Below are 18281 nucleotides of genomic sequence, written 5' to 3' on the forward strand. Positions count from 1 at the left end.
TTATATTGCAACTATACCACTAATGTACGTTTCTATTCAAGATTGTTTCGATCACCCAACAAACGGACCGCATAGACCTGATCACAGAATCCACGAAGACCATTGTAAATCCTCTGCATGCGCGAATCATGTTCCACCAAACCAAAAACGGTCGGACCGCTTCCGCTCATCAAGACCGAATCTGCTCCAAATGTCTTCATTTGATCTTTAATGTTCGCAACCTCCGGGTATAACTGCAATGTCACTTGTTCAAGAACATTCCCCAACCCTTCACATACATCGTGATAATTGTTTTCCATAATAGCCGAAATCATTCCAGGTACATCCGGATGCTCCATTTTTGAAGTTTGGAGCCTTTTGTATATATCGGCAGTCGAAACGCCGATCGTCGGTTTGGCCAAGATGACCCAGCACTTTGGCGGTGCAGGAAGATGCGTGATTTTTTCCCCGCGCCCTCTGGCCAATGCCGTACCTCCATATACACAAAATGAAACATCAGAGCCAATTTCAGCTCCGATTTCCGCAAGTTCATCCATGGAAAGACCAAGCTTCCACAGTCTATTTAAGCCTCTTAAAGTTGCTGCGGCATCACTGCTGCCACCAGCAAGTCCTGCGGCTACAGGTATATTTTTCTCTATAGTTATGGAAACACCTTTATTGATTCCAAAACGTTCCTTTAGAATAAATGCAGCTTGATAAGCCAAATTCCGATGATCATCCGGAACAAATCGATTATGGGATAGAATTTGAATATGATTTCCCTTTATTTCCTTTAGTTCAATTCTATCGGCAAGGTCGACTGTCGTCATGATCATTTCCACCTCATGATACCCATCAGGCCGTTTGAAAAGCACATCCAAAGCCAAATTAATTTTAGCCGGGGCTTTTTCCATAAGCTTCAATATGTCCACCTACTTTAACGTTCTTAAAAGTTCTTGTCCTATTCTATCATATTTGTTTATATTCTAAAGGTTTTTTCATCGTAATTTCAATGTAATGAAGCTAAGATTGGCCCTTAGAGGAGAATAGACACATGTAGGCACATTGGGGAGCAGCCACTTCCTGCATCCCAAAAGACTTGCTACATATCCATATAGCATTCACCGATACATAAAAAAACCAGACTCCTTAACTACAATGTAAGCAAAAATGAATAGAGCTATACATTGTATAAAGAGTCCGGCTTCCATCAACATGACGGCATGATACAATTAAGTGTTTTATCTTACTCTTTGTTCACCAATTGACGTTGTGCTTTTTCGATAGCAAGTTTTACCATGTTTCCTGCGTCCCTGGCCCGGATTCCTCCCCAGCCTTCTTTCTGGACAACATCGTAAAATCCAAGTTCCTTAGCCAATTCCTCTTTAAGATCATTTGACATAATCCCTTTTTTCCTGCTCAAGCGAAGCAACCCCTTTCACATGCCGTCACACGCCTAGTGTTTGCAACAAACGCTATTTCATTACATCCTTTTTAAGCCTTTATTGGGACTCACAGGATATTTTATGCAAAACAAAAAGCAGCAAACAAAATTGTTAGCTGCCTCGTCTAAGTTACATCTCTTGTTGTTTGTTTAAAAATGTTAGTTCTACGGTTTCCGTTAAAACATCCGCATAGCTGTAAGATACTCTTTCAAACGCATTTTCATCTTGGTCGAGCTCAATTACAAAAACAGCCGGATAAGTTTCCGCCAAAGTTCCAAATCGTTCTACAGTCTTTCTTCTTCCACCGTTTGCTTTTAAGAGCAATCTTTTACCCAGGTTTGAATCAAGTGCAGTTTTAATATCAGCTAGAGTTTTTGGCATTTTCGGTCCACCTCACTAAGTTAAGTATATCACAATTTACAAATATACGCAAACAAAATAATAAATTATATCAGCACTTAAAAATGTAGTCAATATATTTTTATCTGAAATTCGGCAAAATCGCGAACAATTTTATTATATCCTGGGAAATGAAAAATTATGTAAACGAACTATTCCATTATTTATTAAGCCGAATTTTCGTAATTAAATCATTGCCTACGAACATTGCTCCACAAATAACCCATTTTTTTGTGAGGATATCCGAATTCTCCCCCTACCAAAAGCAAGCTGCATTCTTTCAAAATGCAGCTCGTTCATTCTTCCTGAAATGGCTTGAAAGGCAACCCGGTCCGTAACACCCCTTTTGTCTCAATTCCTCCCAGTCCCTTCTCTCCCGTTAATGTATTCCGAAGGACATCCCATACATGAATATGATCGGAAAATGGCGTAAAGCTTATCTTTCCGACGATATATACCGGATCAAGAGCATGTATATTAACACGGGAAGGAGAACTTGCGAAATTTGCCCCCGCTTGGATCAGCGATTCAAAATGCGACTGACAAGCCCCGGCAAATATAATCAGTTGGTCTAAATGAGAAACCCTCCTTCGCGCTTCTCTAACTGTCTGTACAAAATCCTTTGAGTGACGGTAAGCATTAATATCGGACATCGGTCCTTTTGATTTTGAATAGGCATCATGTCCGGTGACAACAAGAATGTCCGGCCGATAATGATCCAGCAAACCCCCGATCCTTTGGGGCATTTCCTTTTCATTGCAATAGATGCCATTTACCGGAATACCGAATTTCTGATATAGATCCATGCATTTCCTCAAGTAAGATGCATCCCCATCAACATGGAGCACCCTCCCTGGTATTTGGAAATATTCACCGCTATACCGATAGCCGTTACTGGATTGATAGCCGTTTTTTTGTTGTTGCAGCTCTAGATCTTGCGTTAATAAGCGGTCAGATTGTTCTTGTAGTACCTCATTCGACCTTTGTCGATCATTTCTTTCATTATCATTAATAATCATTAAATCTTGAAAAGGTGCATCTGCAATCAGTCGGATATCTTCCCCATAAAGAATAGCTTCACGCCTTCCGTCAATATCACGGATATCAATTACCCGGAACAACACGTCGCATTTATAAGAAACCCGACCAACAATATCGTTTATTTGAATATTCATGGCCCCACCCCATGAGAAGACTTATTTTCAGCCCGCCCTAGTTTATTTTCATTCTTAAGTTATGCGAACCAATCTTGAATGGTGAAAGGTGGATATTGATTACATTTTCGGGTATGTTCCATCATGATGGGCCAATTTCAAAATAAAAAAAGCCGGAAGCTGGGAGTGACCCCATTCCGACTTGAATCTTTCACGTTTTCTTTATTTGAAATTCGGCAATAACGCATCACTTAAGCGGCCAAATTCTTTGATGCTCAGTGTTTCGCCCCGTCTGGAAGGTTCCACTTCCGCGGCTTCGAGAGCGGCAAGTATGTGTTCCTTTTTCGATTTACCATCTGGCATCTGACTGGTTAAGTTATTTAAAATCGTTTTCCGACGCTGTGCAAAGCACGCCCGGGTCACAGTGAATAGGAAATCCTCATCCAGGACCTCGACGATTGGCTTCACGCGCCTAGTAAGGCGGATTACAGCTGAATCAACATTAGGCTGAGGCATGAATACCGTTTTTGGTACGATCATCACTGTTTCGGCTTCTGTATAATATTGAATGGCAATGGATAAAGAACCATATTCCTTTGTCCCAGGTTTTGCGGCAATTCGGTCAGCCACTTCTTTTTGCAGCATGCACACGATGCCTCTAATGGGCAAGTCCTCGGACAATAGCTTTAAAATGATTGGCGTCGTGACATAGTATGGCAGGTTTGCAACAACCATCAAGTCCGAGAATCCAGCAAATTCATCCTCGATGACCTTCTTGACATCAGCCTTAAGAACATCCCCGTGAATGATGTTTACATTGTTATAGGGAGACAGTGTATCCGATAAGATGGGCAGTAGACGCTGATCAATCTCAAAGGCCGCAACCTTTTTGCTGCTTTTCGCCAGTTGTTCCGTCAATGCCCCGATTCCCGGCCCAATTTCGATGGCGCCGCTTTCCTCTGTCAAATTGGCATGTTCGACAATACGTTTCAAGATATTCGTATCGATTAAAAAGTTTTGGCCTAAGCTCTTTTTAAAGGAGAATCCGTACTTCTTTAATATTTCTTTCGTTCTGACAGGGGTTGCAATATCCTTATTCATTTTTTTCCTCCTGAATTATCTGTACCATCGCTTTCTCAAAAGCCTCAGTTGATATTTGGAACATTTTTAGTCTCTTATATAACTGTTTACCATTGGTAAACCCGATTTTTAACATAGATCCAAGTTTTTCCCTTCGTTCCTTGGCACCGGATCCCCCGATTAAACCTGCATCTATTAAATCCTGCTGTGAAATCTCTTCCGAAGCCTCTTCGTCCATTATTTGGGCATCCTTTAAAGCATTACGAATTGCCTCAGGAGAAGCATGTTCCACACCAATTCCTCTACCTGACTTAGGAAGGGCTTCCTTCTTCGTTAAAAAGGCGTGTTTACACCCTTTTACTTGTTCTGAAATGATATTCCTGATTTTTTGACCAGGAAAATCAGGGTCAGTGAAAATGATGGCTCCACGTGTCTTTTGTGCAAGCCTCACCTGTTCAATACAGGACTCATTCACCGCTGATCCGTTGGTTTCTATTGTATCAGCATTAACAGCCCTTTTTATCGCCACCGTATCGTCTTTTCCTTCTACAACAATAATTTCTTTAATCTTTTTCATGGTTTCCTCCATACAGAAAAGCGCAAGCGCTTTGATTAGCTCTTGGATAAACGTAACCGGTCCCCCGTAAAAAACTTTTTTGGGTAGAGAATCCAGTCTAGATCATTTATGAAAGTTCACACGCATATATTGAAATCTTATGGAATGGCGAGACGTCTATCTTATTAAAACAGTTTTACATGGGGTTTTTCAACAAATGGAAAATAAAACGCAAAAAACAGGAGACGAATTCATCTCCTGCGAGAGAAACCTTATTAGTCCAATACGCGAATCTTTACTCTCTTTACACCCCAGCGATAGGCATCATTTTTTGAAGAAAAGAAGACGTCAATCCTATTTCCCTTTATTGCTCCGCCTTTATCAGCTGCTACAGCATAGCCATATCCCTCTACATATACTTTCGACCCCATGGGAATCACGCTTGGATCGACAGCAATGATTTTCGCACCCGGATTACTCTTTAGATCTACTCCTGTGGACGTGACTCCGGAACAGCCCTTACAACTGGCAGTATAAGCTGTTGAAGATACGTATATTTCTTTTCCACTTGAAGAACTAACGTTAGTTACTCCCCGTGATGCCTGCGCAACGGTCGTTCGAGTTCCGACCGTTACAACTTTATCCTGCTTTTTATTAACTACTTTTTCTGAAAGTAATTCTCTTTTGACCTCTTTGCCATTTTCTTTAACAACTTCATATTTCTTGGAAACGAGTCCATCTTTTCCTTCTTTGACAATTTTCTCTTTCCCTTTTGATAAAGAGTCATCTTTTTTAGTTATGACTGCAAAGTCAACTGGTTCTTCCACTACATCGGTGACTTTTTCAATTCGAACTACGTTTACCGTATTCTCAGCTTTAACTTTTTCGGTTAATTCTGGCTCAACTCGATCCAAATCATTGAGTTTTACTCCTTGTTGCTTTAAAAAGTCAGCGACAGTAGTCGAAGTTGACCATACCTGCTTTTCGTATCCACCTACCACTAATTTCAGTGAAAAGGCTTTGTCTATGGCAACTTCCATATTCGCTTTCAGCTTCGTACTTTTTGAAGGGGCGATCTTATCCTGTTCCTTCACACTTAGATTTTGGTCCCTTAAAAGTTCATCTACCGTATCTGCGGTGGACCAGACTTCCTTCTTCTTACCATCCTGTACCATGACGATTTTTTGTGCAGGCTTCCAAACCACCTCCAAATCATCATCAACCTTTGTGGTTCTTGATGGGTGGACATAATCTGCGGCTTGAACGTTAATTTCTAAATCTTCCAACATATCATTTACAGTAGCCGCGTGTGTACGCACTACCTCTTTTTTTCCATCTAGCATGATTGTTACTGTATCCTTTGTTCCTTGATATATAAGTATTCCCAATGCTGTAGAAACAAGAATAGCACTGCAAATGGCCATTGCCATTCTCTTCTTCCCAAAAGGTTTGGGAATAAGGTTTTTCATAGTTTTTAATAGAATGAAAAACTCCTCCTTCCTCCCGGTGATTATATAGACTTAGTTATCAAGCTGTCAACCCATTCACTTCTCATTCAGGAAATTACTACCTATTATGCATATTCCATAATGAAAAGGAAAGGGCGACTTCTCGACATAATAAGCCTATAGTTGGAGTGAAATTTGTAGAAACCTTAAAAAATTGCGATTTTAGCTAGCAAACCCCGGGAGATATTGTAAAAAAAAATGTCAGTTAATGCCGAATAATTTCTTGGCATTTTCCGTTGTTGCCTGGGAAACTTCCTCTATTGTAAGTTGTTTGATTTCTGCAATTTGTTCAGCGACAAGTTTCACATATGAAGGTTCATTACGCTTCCCTCTATAAGGATGGGGAGCCAAGTATGGACAATCGGTCTCAATCAGTAAACGGTCTAAAGGTACGGCTGCTGCCACTTCCTTTGGTTTTTTGGCATTCTTGAAGGTCACAGGGCCTCCCAATGAAATATAAAAATTCATATTGATGCACTCCAAAGCCGTTTCTGCACTTCCGCTAAAGCAATGCATGATGCCCCCAACCCTTGATGCCTCTTCTTCCTTCAGTATGTTCACGATATCCGCGGTCGCTTCCCGATTATGGATGATAATGGGCAGCCCCACCTTTTTGGCCAATCGAATCTGCTTCCTGAACACCTCCATTTGAACATCTTTCGGAGATTTATCCCAATGATAATCCAGGCCCATCTCCCCAATGGCCACAACCTTTGGATGATTGGATAATTCCTCGATCCATTGTAAGTCATCTTCTGTCATATCTATAGCATCCACAGGATGCCATCCGACTGCGGCATACATGAAATCATAAGTTTCTATTAATTCCATTGCCCTTATAATGGTAGGCCGGTCAAAACCAACGACTACCATATTATCGACCCCTGCTTCCTTAGCTCTTTCTATTACGTCTTCGAGATCCTCGTTGAATTGTTCCGCATTAACATGTACATGTGTGTCAAATAACATTATTTTTCTTCCTTTCTAGCACTATTTTATAAAAAAATGAAAGTTTTATGTTTCACATTTAGGTAACAAACAGATTACAAAAGAGGCTGTATGCGCAATTAATAAATGTAGAACCAAAAACTAAACCTATATTACGTTACTTTTTCCAAAAGCATAAAGAAAAAAACATAAAAATGTTTCATATGAAACACCTTTATGTTTTCATCCGTTTATTTCACCTTTGAACCATTTGGAATCGATGAATCTATTGTAGCGACTGAGAGCACATCATCCTGGCTTCCCGCCAAAATCATTCCTTGAGAGAGCTCGCCACGAAGTTTAACAGGTTTCAAATTCGTGACGCATATCACTTTTTTGCCTACTAAATCTTCTGGTTTATAGTGCTGTGCAATGCCTGATACGACTTGCCGCTTCTCATAACCCAAATCAAGCTGAAGTTTAAGAAGCTTATCCGCCTTCTTTACAGGCTCAACTGCCATTACCTCAGCAACACGCAGCTCCACTTTTGTAAAGTCATCAATAGTGATTTCATCAACCTCGGGAATCGTCTCTTCCACTTTTTCCTCGTCCTTAGGGGCATCCCCCTGCATTTGTTCTTTAATATATAAAACTTCCTCTTCCATATCCAAACGAGGGAAGATCGGGTCTCCCTTCAAGACTTTTGTTTCAGCAGGAATTTGACCGAACTCCGCTAAACTGTCCCAGGATTTTAACACATCATCTTTGATGCTAAGCTGAGCAAAGATCTTTTCCGGTGTTTGCGTCAAGAACGGTTTCAAAAGGATTGCCGTCCTGCGTAATGATTCCGCCAAATGAACCATGACACTGGCAAGGTCTTCTTTCTTTGATTCATCTTTAGCAAGAGTCCATGGCTGGGTCTCATCAATGAATTTATTAGTTCTGCTCACGAGTTGCCAAATGGATGTCAGTGCAACTGAAAATTCCATATTTTCCATTGCTTCCTCATACTTGCCAACCGTTTCTTGATTCATTTCAAGCAAAGCTTTTTCGAATTCACCATTGGATCCTTCATAATTTGGAATCACACCATCAAAATATTTATTGACCATTGCAACTGTCCGATTTAATAAATTCCCTAAATCATTGGCCAGGTCAAAATTGATCCGTTCCACAAACCCTTCCGGTGTAAATACCCCATCGGAACCAAATGGTACTTCACGCAATAAATAGTAGCGTAAAGAATCCAAACCGTAACGATCGATCAATGTAACGGGATCCACTACATTTCCTTTTGATTTGGACATTTTACCATCTTTCATGAGAAGCCATCCGTGGGCGAAGACTTTCTTTGGAAGCGGCACGTCAAGAGCCATTAACATGATCGGCCAATAAATTGTATGGAAACGAACGATTTCCTTTCCGACCAGATGTACATCGGCCGGCCAATAATTCAAGTATTTAGAATCATTGTCCGTTCCATACCCTAATGCCGTTATATAATTGGTCAGAGCATCAATCCATACATAAATGACATGCTTTGGATCTCCCGGCACCTTGATGCCCCAATCGAAAGTAGTACGTGAAACGGCCAGATCTTCCAATCCAGGCTTGATGAAGTTATTGATCATTTCGTTTTTGCGGGATTCCGGCTGAATGAAATCCGGGTTTTCCTCATAAAACTTAAGTAACCGATCCGCATATTTACTCATCTTAAAGAAATAAGATTCCTCTTTCACCTTTTCAACAGGCCTGCCGCAATCAGGACAGTTTCCATTGCTCTCTTCGACTTGACGTTCCGTGAAGAAAGATTCGCAAGGTGTACAATATAATCCTTCATATTGGTCTAAATATATATCACCCTGGTCCAATAACCTTTTGAAAATCTTGGCTACGACCTCTTTATGGCGATCTTCCGTCGTCCTGATGAAATCATCATATGAAATATCAAGCTTTTCCCAGAGTTCTTTGATCCCTGATACGATATTATCTACATATTGCTGTGGAGTGATTCCTTCCTCAGCCGCTTTACGCTGGATTTTTTGACCATGTTCATCAGTTCCTGTTAAATACATGACATCGAAGCCACGCATCCTTTTATAACGAGCCATGGCATCCCCTGCCACTGTCGTATACGCATGCCCTATATGTAAATTGCCACTCGGATAATATATGGGTGTCGTGATATAGAATGTTTTTAATTTATCTTGCACTTCGTTCCCTCCTCATCATTTGAAAAACCGGCAATGGGACTGGCCCAAGCCAAAAGAATATATTTAAGCTATTATCTCTATTTTAACGCTATATACAATTCTGTGCGACAATAATCACTAATCTAATCATCATGTTAATAGAATAAAAAAATACTAAGTAGACTCAACTTAAAAATAAGGGTACTTCCCTTCTGTCAGCATTACCTCTTACCTGAACAAAATATACCTAAATTTCTTTTTTTGTGCAACAACTCACATATTCGCAAACTTTTTCAGAAAATTATCCTTAATTCAGAACTTTTGTTTTGAAACTAAAATATATTTAATCATATAATAGGGAAGTATGTTTTCATATGCATACTTTGTCGAAATCTGGTGAAGTGAGCAGTTCTTTGTATCCTGCATTTCTTTACTTTTAAAGGCATAACCGATTTTTTCCCTTTAAAAGCCATTTTGTTACACGAAGTGGACCCTGCTATTTCTTACAAAAAAATGAAAATAAATCATTGACGAATTTGGGAATGGCTGGTATTATAAATTTATAAAAAAATTTGTCGAATAATGGCGAAAAAAATAGAAATAGGGTACTAGATTGTAACTGAGAGGAGAATTTTTTAAATGAAATCTACAGGTATTGTTCGTAAAGTTGATGAGTTAGGCCGGGTGGTTATTCCAATCGAACTTCGTCGTACATTGGGTATCGCTGAGAAAGACGCTCTTGAAATCTATGTGGATGATGAGCGCATCATCTTGAAAAAATACAAACCAAACATGACTTGCCAAGTTACAGGTGAAGTTTCCGATAACAACCTTACACTTGCCAATGGCAAATTGATTCTTAGTCGTGAAGGCGCAGAATTACTTATTCAAGAAATTCAACAAAACTTCACTGCTTCTAAATAAATGATAAAAAAACTTCCGTTCTTCGGAAGTTTTTTTATGCTCATTATTCTTGTATATCAATGTGAAACGCTTGATATACATCGCGTTTTTGCATATTGCGATCTTTTGCGACCTGCTTGATTGCGTCCTTTGAAGTGAACTGCTTGGTTTCTATATAATGATTAACATGGCCGACGATATCAAGGTCCATCCACCAAGCCTCTTCCGATTCATCCTCCGACCATTGCCCGCCTTCTATTATTAAACAGAACTCACCGCGAATTTCGGATTCCACCGCCCATGTCAAGGCCTCACTCACAGTCCCTCGAATGAACTCTTCAAATTTCTTGGTTAACTCCCGGCATAATACTATACGACGGTCACCTAAAATTTCATGCATATGTTTCAATGTTTCTTTCAATCGATGTGGCGATTCATAAACGATCCAAGTTGATTCCATTTTTTTTAATTTTTCCAGTTCCTGCTTTTTTTCTTTTGCTCCCCGTTGCAGAAAACCGTAGAAGTAAAAAGGCTGGGGAACCAGTCCAGATGCGATCAATGCAGTTAATGCAGCATTTGCCCCCGGCAACGGAATGACTTTAAACTGTTCGGCAATGGCATCTTTGACCAGTTCATATCCCGGGTCGGATATCGTCGGCAAGCCAGCATCACTTACCAATGCGATGACCTCTCCAGATCGAAGCCTCTCAAGCATTTGCTTCCCGCTATATTCCTTATTATGTTCATGGTAGCTGACGATAGGTGTCGAAATTTCAAAGTAGTTGCATAATTTCTTCGTATTTCGCGTGTCCTCAGCAGCAATGACATCCGCTTCCTTTAAGATTCTTAAAGCCCGGAAACTCATATCCTCAAGGTTTCCTATCGGTGTAGGAACCAGATATAGAGCCGGCTCCAATCCTTCTTTTTCAAAACTCTTTTGCTGCCACATATCATGTATCCTCCTTTGCCATCCACTTTTCCTTTTGTTTTCTTGTAAATTGCTTAAATTTATATTCAGCCTGCATGGCCAATGTCCGTGTTTCGAATATTTCATGATAAATCAGTTCAACCGGTGTCCGGCCACGTGTATACTTAGCGCCCCTGCCTTGATTATGAACATCAATCCTACGGTGCAAATCATTGGTATACCCAGCATAATAACTGCCGTCCCTGCACTTTAAAACATAAAAATAATGCTTATTCCTCTCCATATAGAATCCTTCTGATTTCGGGATTATACTCATTTTGATCATTATATACAACAAGCGGGGGAAGAATCTTTAAATCAGGGTTGCCGTCCTTTATCCCTTCTATAAGAATCGTATTCGATTCTTTTGAACTCTTAGGATAAACGAATTGCAGTCGCTTCGGTTCAATTCTGTACATCCTCATGAAATGCAGGATATCCATCAGACGGCCCGGTCTATGAACGAATGCGGCTTTCCCACCTTGACGCAGCAATTGGCTTGAAACACGCATGACATCCTCAAGATTACACATGATTTCATGTCGGGCAATTGCAAAGTGCTCATTTTTGTTAATTTCCTCGATGGATGGCGTCGGGAAATAGGGTGGATTGCAAGTAACGACGTCATATTTGCTATACCCTATCTGCTTTGGAATTTCTTTTATATCTCCATGAATCATCTCGATTTGGGAGGTTACGCCATTATAGTCCATGCTCCTCTGGGCCATGTCATATAACCGCTCTTGAATTTCAACACCGGTAATTGTCCCTTTCGTTCTTGTACTCAGCAGCAAAGGTATGACCCCATTGCCTGAGCAAAGATCGACGATTTTCCCTTTTTGGATCGGTACATTCACGAACCTTGATAATAAAACGGCATCTAATGAAAAAGAGAACACCGATGGGCTCTGAATGATCCTTAAATTCTCAGCCAAAAGATAATCCAGGCGCTCATCTCCATTAAGTTCTACCATTGCTGTTACCCTCCTAATCATGTATGGAAAAAGCATGTTTAGGGACCATGCTTCTATGTTACTGTCGTACAAAAAAGGGGCCTGACTCATAGTATGCGTCAGACCCCGAATCACTATATATTGTAAACGGTCTATCTATCACGTAAAAGAGATGGAACATCTTTTATATTTTCCATTATCACTTCTTGTTTAAAAAAGATAAACAGAACAGGCAATCCCCTTCTTTTCGTAAACTGCCAAAATGCAGATTGCAAATATGAAAGCCCTCTTGATAGATACGGGCTAAGTTATCATAGCCTTCCCCGATATCCATAACCTTTTCCGCACTTGGAATACGGTTTTTCACTTTTTGTTTGACCTTAACTGCAGCAGGCGCACTTTCGACTTCCACAAGGCCCAACCGATGGCGCAAATGCTCGTTTTCCAGCTTGATCGACTGATTTTCCTCAAGTATTTCAGCTAAGTTCTGCTTCAATTCTCCAAGCTGCTTATATAATTGGCCTATCTGGGTTTCCATATTGGTCACCGACTCAAAAATATCTTTCTTATCCACGCTCTCCCACCACCTTAATAATCTGTGGCTTGAATAGAAACGGCTCCCTCTTTTAGAATCTCATCTAGAGTATACTCTAATACTCTTTCTTGCCCGATTAGTTCAATCTGAAGTACGCGTTCTAGAATATTAAGCCCCACTACCTTGCCTTTGCCACCAGGCGTATTAATCATTTCACCTAAATCAGGAAGCATTTCCTTCGCACTTTCATACTCATCATTTTCATATTTCAGACAGCACATCAATCGACCGCATAAACCTGAGATTTTTGTAGGGTTTAATGATAAATTCTGATCCTTCGCCATTTTGATGGAAACCGGTTCAAAATCTCCAAGAAATGTGGAGCAACAAAGCATTCTGCCACAAGGTCCTATGCCACCAAGCATCTTTGCCTCATCCCTTACCCCGATTTGGCGCAGTTCTATGCGAGTTCTGAATATGGCAGCTAAATCTTTAACTAAATCACGGAAATCCACGCGACCATCCGCTGTAAAATAAAACACGACTTTATTTCTGTCGAAAGTATATGACACATCAACCAGCTTCATATCCAGCTTATGTTCCACAACCTTTTGACAACATATAGTGTAAGCCTCTTCTGCAGCCACCTTATTCTCGTCTACAATCAACTTATCTTTTGCATCAGCGACCCGAAGTACTTTTTTCAATGGCAGGACAACATCGTTTTCATCTACTTGTTTACGGGCTGTAACGACTTTACCGAATTCAACACCGCGGACAGTCTCCACTATTACAAAATCGTCCTTAGGAATTGCGAATTCACCCGGATCGAAGTAGTATATTTTGCCCGCCTTTTTAAAACGGACACCTACAACATCATACAAATCATGATCCCTCCTGCAAATTCAGCACAAGCTGTTCCATCAACAGCTGTGGATTCGTGTTGGACATCAGCTTCCTTTTTGCTTCCAAAATGCAACCCATATGTTCAGCAAGGCGTCTTGGGGAAAGATGAAGAGCGTGAGTTTCAAATTCCTTCAGTTTATTTTGGAACACAACGAAGTCCTTTTTGTCCAACTGAATGTATAATAAATCCTTATATATAAGAAGTAACAAATCAAGACCTCTGTCAACCTGTTCTCTTTCTTTAAAGTGTGTGAACCAATCCGTCTGAAGGTACAGCATTGCCTTCAAGGAATTAAGTTTTAACACTTCATATAATTTTACCACTATTTTTTGAGCTTGTACAAACCATTCATCATGGCTAAGCTCGATTCCAGCTTCCACATTCTGTGTGATGTGGGCAATAACCGAGGCCAGCTGTGGTTCTAACTCCTGTTCTATCAGCTTCCGTTTCACATTCTCCGGAGATAATGGCTTGAACGAAATCACTTGGCACCTTGATAATATAGTCGGCAGAATCCTCTGAAGCTGTTCGGTCATCAATATTGCTACCGTATCAGCCAAAGGTTCTTCTAAAAATTTCAATAGACTGTTGGCTGCCCCCACAGACATTTTGTCAGCATCGGCAATCATATAAACCTTCCGATCTGCCTCTACGCTCTTTTTCGAAAATTCTTCCTGAAGCCCCTTGATTTGCTCTTTCTTTATTGAGAGACCGTCCTTTTCTATCAAATGGACATCAGGATGATTCCCACTTGAAATCCGTTTGCAATTCCGACAAAGTTCGCATGGCTCATAACCTGCTGTCGGGGCTTCACATAGTAAGCTTTTGGCAAAGGCATAGCTTATCTCTTGCTTACCTGTCCCTTTTTCCCCTTCAAATAAATACGCATGAGCCACCCTGTTTTTCGTTATGCTATTTTGCAGCATCGTCATTACCTGCGGCTGAATTTCACTCATGTCCTGCCATGTTTTATCCAAAACCATCAACTCACTTAAGTATATAAATTAATCAGAAGACCTTTAATCTCGCCTATCATTTCCAATATTTCAAGCGAACTCTTCTCTTTATTAAGAATTTCCTCGCTTAACTCAACTAATTTTGCATCTATCGTTTCCACGGTTTTCAATGGCCGGCTCTGTCCATATTCATTCCAGCTCGTTGATTGCTTCAGTTCCAGTCCATATTCAACCGCTTCTTTAACAAACCGTTTCACCAATGCTTTATATTTTGCCAATTCCCTAAAAGTACGTGACCTTACTAAACGCTGACCCGCCCCTTCGATATCGCCTATCAAACGGTTTAATGTTTGGATTTGCATCTTTTGATCCTGTGTCTGGACCATTTGTTGGAATCTTCCATTTCCGGTTTGGAATTTTTTGGCATCCTGTCGCGATTTATCCAGCTTAATAGGGATATCATGGTTGATTTTCATAATGAACCTCCCTGAAACTAACCGTTAAAATTGTAAAAAGTTTTCAACCGGCAGAACAAAAATGGTCGCACCGCCCACTTGAATCTCCACTGGGTAAGGTACATATGACTCGGCATTCCCGCCCATCGGTGAAACCGGTGATACTAATTGGGATCGTGACTGACAATTCTGTTTGATGATCTGGATGGCTTGGTCAACACGTTCATCCTCTGTTCCAATCATAAAAGTCGTATTACCTGATTTTAAAAACCCGCCAGTGCTGGCTAACTTGGTCGTTCCGAAATTATTTTCCACTAATTGATTCAGCAGGCGATGACTATCCTTGTCTTGAACGACAGCAATGATCATTTTCATTCTCATCATCCTCCGGTTACTCTGAATTTTTACTAACTACATTATATCAAATAGTATTGGTTGAATAATATGGAAACCTATATAATCAGTTTCCCGCTTTCGCTAAAAAATCCAATAGGCTGGCTTTCGATTCCTCAAAGACTTCATCTATTGTCCGGCCTGCATCCACGATAATGAAACGTTCTTTCCATCTATTTATAATGAACTGATACCCTTCACAAACTTTTTTATGAAAGTCGAGTGCTTCAAGATCCAGCCGGTTCACTTCCCGTTCCCCATTGGACTGGATGCGTCTCAATCCCTCTTCTGGGTCGATATCAAAAAAGAGCGTGGCATCTGGCATCATATCTCCAATTGCAAATTTATTGATATTGTAAACTTCTTCTATATCCAAACCCCTTGCATGACCCTGATAGGCTAATGAGCTATCTATAAACCGGTCACAGAGGACAAGTCCCCCTCGTTCCAGCTCAGGCATGACCACTTCCACTAAATGCTGACGCCTTGCTGCTGCGTATAATAAAGCCTCTGTCCTCGAGTCCATGGCTGTATTATCTTTATTAAGGATCACTTCCCTAATTTGCTCCGAAATGGGAACTCCCCCTGGCTCACGGGTTAATAGAACTTGATAGCCTTCTTGTTGCAGAGCCTTGCCAAGCATTTGGGTAATGGTTGTTTTCCCGGCACCCTCAGGCCCTTCCATTGTTATAAAAATACCACGTTTCATCGATGTACCTCCAAGGTTCTTTGTATGTAGTATATCATTTTAACCAGTCTGCCCGCTTTCATAAACGATTAATTCTCCGTTTGAAAGGGAGGAACCACCATGAAACCTTGATCCCATTTCCAGCAGTCTCCGCAAATTGGATATATGTTCAGGAGTAATCATTTCCCCGGACATAATTAAAGGGATGCCCGGCGGATAAGGAATGACCATCTCGGCGGATACCTCTCCGACTGCTTTCCGTAATTCGACAGATCTTGCTTTGCTATGCTTCATGACGGAGTAGGGCATTTCAAGCCCTGTCATTGACCTTCCATCAGGCCAGAGGACCCGAAGATCCGCTTCCTTGTTTCCAGTTCTGTCTTGAGTGGCACTTTTTATAGTTTGTATGATTTCATGAAAAGGAAAATCGGTACCCATTTTTAATAAGGGTAAAATCATTAATAAATTATCAGGATCAGCCAACTCCGTAAAAATGCCTTCGGCTTCACATAGCTGCTGTAACTCAAATCCGCTTAAACCATTTGTTGATTGAATGACTACTTTTAACGGGTCTGCCAAGGTGCCTGGCGGCGCCTCCAGAACCCTTACTGTCTGCAGGGCACCTAATTCTCCTCTGAAGTCCGATATCTTTTCAATAAGGAATTTTTTATCTTCTGATGTAAAAGCGGCTAAGTAGGCCCTGGCTAAGTCGAGCGAACCCATAATTGGGTAAGATGGACTGCTGGACTGAAGCATTTGTAAATAGAATGATGCTTGATCGACATCAATTAAGGATGAATTCACATGAAGAAATGACCCCATCGTCATGGCTGGCAGTGTTTTATGCGCTGAATGGACAACGGCATCTGCCCCTGCCGAAATGGCCGACTTGGGAAACGGACTTCCTAACTGAAAATGAGCGCCATGTGCCTCGTCCACCAGCACAGGAATCCCCTTTTGATGTGCGAGTCTTACCATTTCCGTCAAGTCTTCACCAATTCCATAATAATTAGGATAGGTAACAATGATGGCTTTTGCATCTGGATGTACACTCAAGGCTTCTTCAATTAAATTTGATCCCACACCGCCGGCAATGCCCCATTTCTCATAATAGTCCGGTTGCAAAAAAATCGGTTGTACATTCGCTAACATCAATCCATGTAAAATTGATTTATGGCAGTTTCTTTGGACAAGGACCTTATCACCTTCCCTGCAGGCAGCAAGAATCATGGCAATGTTGCCTACGGTTGACCCATTAACGAGAAAATAACTCCGCTTTACCCCATATAGATCAGCGAGTAGTTGCTCGGACTTTAGAATGGCGCCCTCTGGAGCATGCAGGTCATCTAAACCGCTTATTTCCGTGGCATCAATACCAAGCAGGGGGGTGTATAAGGCTTGGCCCTTTTTATTAAACACCCATCCATTTTTATGCCCTGGGACATGCAGGGATATGGAGCTTTTTTTATGAAAAGCACTCATTGCATCGAACAATGGTGTCTGTGATTGATTCATTTTTCTCTTCCCTCATATCATAGTATTTTTTCATTTTATCAAATAAGTATAATTTTATCTCATATTACGCCGACAGAAAGGCAATTATGCATCTCTGAACAGTCTGTTTGGAGGGAACATACGGCAACATGGGAGCATGTTGCCAAGCATTCTTCTAAAGTACCAAAAAAAGAATCAGAGACTAAAGAAACACACATTTCTTTTATCTCTGATTCTTTAACTTCCCACAAACTATTTTTTCATGATAATATTTCAGGATTAGTGATTTTTCTTAATTTCTTTAAGTAATATTGGTACTTGGGATCGTTCGTATCCGTCCCGATCATATCCCTTTCGCATTCCTCACAAATAAAAGTCGTATATAGATGTATACCCATCCCTTTTACTTGTTCACAAACCGCGCACGTTTCCCCTGCCGTTGTTTTGGTTGTTGTTGTCCCCAACATCTCCACCTCCATACCTGCATTCTCCCCAAAAACCATTGTTCGCATACATTGATTTAAATAGTTTAAGAGAACCCGGGGATGCTTTTAACAATGTATGATGAAGAATTTCAATACGTGTATGTCTTCATAAAAGTTTCCATAATTGATAATCCCTTTATATCCAATGATTTTTCTTTGCATTAAGCAAAAAAAGACCAGCCGGATGGCTGATCTTTTTAAATGGCTTGACGGCGTCCTACTCTCACAGGGGGAAACCCCCAACTACCATCGGCGCTGAAGAGCTTAACTGCCGTGTTCGGAATGGGAACGGGTGTGACCTCTTC

21 protein-coding genes and 1 rRNA gene are annotated in these 18281 nt (G+C 40.8%); 1 reads left to right on the forward strand and 21 read right to left on the reverse strand.

The window, feature by feature from the left end:
- Nucleotides 1-32: 32 nt before the first annotated feature.
- The 9 genes from ispE to metG all read right to left on the reverse strand — a co-directional run bounded on the left by ispE (nt 33) and on the right by metG (nt 9261).
- Nucleotides 33-902 carry a 4-(cytidine 5'-diphospho)-2-C-methyl-D-erythritol kinase gene (gene ispE, locus ACZ9AO_RS23875; RefSeq protein WP_048690002.1) on the reverse strand — a complete coding sequence of 290 codons (870 nt, stop codon included), beginning with the start codon at nt 900-902 and terminating at the stop codon, nt 33-35.
- 323 nt (nt 903-1225) lie between these two features.
- On the reverse strand, nt 1226-1402 hold the full coding sequence (locus tag ACZ9AO_RS23880) for a small, acid-soluble spore protein, alpha/beta type (RefSeq protein ID WP_034316340.1): 177 nt from the start codon (nt 1400-1402) through the stop codon (nt 1226-1228).
- Nucleotides 1403-1553: 151 nt separating this feature from the next.
- Nucleotides 1554-1805, reverse strand: a complete 252-nt coding sequence (gene veg, locus ACZ9AO_RS23885) for a biofilm formation stimulator Veg (RefSeq protein ID WP_034316343.1) — start codon at nt 1803-1805, stop codon at nt 1554-1556.
- Between the two features lie 314 nt (nt 1806-2119).
- Nucleotides 2120-2998 carry a sporulation peptidase YabG gene (gene yabG / locus ACZ9AO_RS23890; RefSeq protein ID WP_048689999.1) on the reverse strand — a complete coding sequence of 293 codons (879 nt, stop codon included), beginning with the start codon at nt 2996-2998 and terminating at the stop codon, nt 2120-2122.
- A 201-nt stretch (nt 2999-3199) separates the two neighbouring features.
- Entirely contained in the window at nt 3200-4078 is an 879-nt protein-coding gene (gene rsmA / locus ACZ9AO_RS23895; protein ID WP_251543725.1) for a 16S rRNA (adenine(1518)-N(6)/adenine(1519)-N(6))-dimethyltransferase RsmA, read from the reverse strand.
- Nucleotides 4071-4634, reverse strand: a complete 564-nt coding sequence (rnmV, locus tag ACZ9AO_RS23900; protein ID WP_048689993.1) for a ribonuclease M5 — start codon at nt 4632-4634, stop codon at nt 4071-4073. Before rnmV ends, rsmA begins: the two co-directional genes overlap by 8 nt.
- Before the next feature lie 254 nt (nt 4635-4888).
- A complete protein-coding gene (locus ACZ9AO_RS23905) occupies nt 4889-6043 on the reverse strand; it encodes a ubiquitin-like domain-containing protein (RefSeq protein ID WP_476110820.1) in 1155 nt (384 codons plus the stop codon).
- 279 nt (nt 6044-6322) lie between these two features.
- Nucleotides 6323-7090, reverse strand: coding sequence for a TatD family hydrolase (locus ACZ9AO_RS23910; RefSeq protein WP_034316352.1), 768 nt, complete (start codon nt 7088-7090; stop codon nt 6323-6325).
- A gap of 209 nt (nt 7091-7299) precedes the next feature.
- Nucleotides 7300-9261, reverse strand: a complete 1962-nt coding sequence (gene metG, locus ACZ9AO_RS23915; RefSeq protein ID WP_476110822.1) for a methionine--tRNA ligase — start codon at nt 9259-9261, stop codon at nt 7300-7302.
- Nucleotides 9262-9879: 618 nt separating this feature from the next.
- Here metG and ACZ9AO_RS23920 point away from each other — a divergent pair.
- Entirely contained in the window at nt 9880-10164 is a 285-nt protein-coding gene (locus tag ACZ9AO_RS23920; RefSeq protein ID WP_048689982.1) for an AbrB/MazE/SpoVT family DNA-binding domain-containing protein, read from the forward strand.
- Nucleotides 10165-10207: 43 nt separating this feature from the next.
- On the opposite strand, the gene rsmI is transcribed toward ACZ9AO_RS23920, so the two are convergent.
- The 12 genes from rsmI to rrf all read right to left on the reverse strand — a co-directional run.
- Entirely contained in the window at nt 10208-11092 is an 885-nt protein-coding gene (rsmI, locus tag ACZ9AO_RS23925) for a 16S rRNA (cytidine(1402)-2'-O)-methyltransferase (protein ID WP_048689979.1), read from the reverse strand.
- A gap of 1 nt (nt 11093) precedes the next feature.
- Nucleotides 11094-11354 (reverse strand): GIY-YIG nuclease family protein, encoded by a 261-nt coding sequence (locus ACZ9AO_RS23930; RefSeq protein WP_251543715.1) that lies wholly within the window; start codon nt 11352-11354, stop codon nt 11094-11096.
- Nucleotides 11341-12084, reverse strand: coding sequence for a tRNA1(Val) (adenine(37)-N6)-methyltransferase (locus ACZ9AO_RS23935; protein ID WP_251543713.1), 744 nt, complete (start codon nt 12082-12084; stop codon nt 11341-11343). Before ACZ9AO_RS23935 ends, ACZ9AO_RS23930 begins: the two co-directional genes overlap by 14 nt.
- A 178-nt stretch (nt 12085-12262) precedes the next feature.
- Complete coding sequence (yabA, locus tag ACZ9AO_RS23940; protein WP_476110836.1) at nt 12263-12601, reverse strand: DNA replication initiation control protein YabA; 339 nt, start codon at nt 12599-12601, stop codon at nt 12263-12265.
- A gap of 50 nt (nt 12602-12651) precedes the next feature.
- Entirely contained in the window at nt 12652-13482 is an 831-nt protein-coding gene (locus ACZ9AO_RS23945) for a PSP1 domain-containing protein (protein ID WP_476110826.1), read from the reverse strand.
- 1 nt (nt 13483) lies between these two features.
- On the reverse strand, nt 13484-14488 hold the full coding sequence (gene holB, locus ACZ9AO_RS23950; RefSeq protein WP_476110828.1) for a DNA polymerase III subunit delta': 1005 nt from the start codon (nt 14486-14488) through the stop codon (nt 13484-13486).
- 8 nt (nt 14489-14496) lie between these two features.
- A complete protein-coding gene (locus ACZ9AO_RS23955) occupies nt 14497-14937 on the reverse strand; it encodes a YaaR family protein (RefSeq protein WP_476110829.1) in 441 nt (146 codons plus the stop codon).
- Between the two features lie 24 nt (nt 14938-14961).
- On the reverse strand, nt 14962-15291 hold the full coding sequence (locus ACZ9AO_RS23960) for a cyclic-di-AMP receptor (protein ID WP_034316369.1): 330 nt from the start codon (nt 15289-15291) through the stop codon (nt 14962-14964).
- An 85-nt stretch (nt 15292-15376) separates the two neighbouring features.
- A complete protein-coding gene (gene tmk / locus ACZ9AO_RS23965; protein ID WP_476110831.1) occupies nt 15377-16018 on the reverse strand; it encodes a dTMP kinase in 642 nt (213 codons plus the stop codon).
- A gap of 39 nt (nt 16019-16057) precedes the next feature.
- The gene (locus ACZ9AO_RS23970) at nt 16058-17512 is read right to left on the reverse strand and encodes an aminotransferase class I/II-fold pyridoxal phosphate-dependent enzyme (protein WP_476110833.1); all 1455 of its coding nucleotides are present in this window, start codon (nt 17510-17512) and stop codon (nt 16058-16060) included.
- Nucleotides 17513-17751: 239 nt separating this feature from the next.
- On the reverse strand, nt 17752-17970 hold the full coding sequence (locus ACZ9AO_RS23975; RefSeq protein ID WP_081088802.1) for a sigma factor G inhibitor Gin: 219 nt from the start codon (nt 17968-17970) through the stop codon (nt 17752-17754).
- A gap of 210 nt (nt 17971-18180) precedes the next feature.
- Nucleotides 18181-18281 (reverse strand): 5S ribosomal RNA (gene rrf / locus ACZ9AO_RS23980); the annotation flags it as partial.

The organism is Peribacillus sp. TE19612, from assembly GCF_056279465.1.